Genomic DNA, 907 nt, shown 5'->3' on the forward strand with positions numbered 1-907 from the left:
TGCGGCAAGAGCATGACCGCCTTCGCGCTGATGCAGTTGCTGCCCCCAGGTGCACCGATCCAGGGCGGCAGCGTGCGCCTGCTGGGGGAGGAGATGGTCGGCGCAACGCCGGCCAAGTTACGCGACATGCGCGGCCGGACGATGGGGCTTATCCTGCAGGAACCGATGACCGCGCTTAACCCGGTGCGCACCTTGGGCTCGCAAGTGGCGGAGGCGATCCGCCGCCATGTCCCGATGTCGCGCGCCAAGACCCGGGCGCGCGTGCTGGAACTGCTGGACCTGGTGGGCATCCCCGACCCGGCGACCCGTGCGGCCTCCTATCCCCATATGTTTTCTGGCGGTATGCGGCTGCGGGTGATGATCGCCATCGCGGTCGCCTGCAACCCGACATTGCTGATCGCCGATGAGCCGACGACGGCGCTGGACGTGACCCTCCAGGCCCAGGTGCTGGAGTTATTGGCGCGCCTGCAGAAGCAGCTGGGCATGGGGCTGCTGCTGATCACGCACGATTTCGGCGTGGTGGCGGATTGGGCGGACCGGGTGGCGGTGATGTATGCGGGCGGGATCGTGGAGCAAGGGTACGCTGCCCAGGTGCTCGGCACCCCTGCCCATCCCTATACGGCCGGTTTGCTGGGGGCGTCGGTTGGGCAGGTGCATTACACGACGGTGCGGCTGAAGGAGATCCCGGGTAGCGTTGCATCCGCTTTCAGGGCGCGGGATTGCCCGTTTGCGCCGCGCTGCGACCGGCATATCGCGGATTGTGATGCCGCCGTGCCGCCGTTGCATGCGGTCGCGCCATCGCATGATGCTGCGTGTATCCGCGCATGAATCTGTTGGACGTTCAGGGGCTGCGAACGGAATACCGCAGCGGCAAGCAAATCGTGCCTGCGGTCGATGGTGTCGATCT

1 protein-coding gene is annotated in these 907 nt (G+C 66.6%); it reads left to right on the forward strand.

Going from position 1 to position 907, the window contains the following annotated elements; genetic code table 11:
- Nucleotides 1–828, forward strand: an 828-nt coding sequence (locus GSQ76_RS12015; protein ID WP_158744153.1) for an ABC transporter ATP-binding protein, incomplete at its 5' end; no start/stop codon positions are given.
- Nucleotides 829–907 lie beyond the last annotated feature (79 nt).

It is taken from the genome of Acidisphaera sp. L21, from assembly GCF_009765685.1.
Lineage (GTDB): Bacteria > Pseudomonadota > Alphaproteobacteria > Acetobacterales > Acetobacteraceae > LMUY01.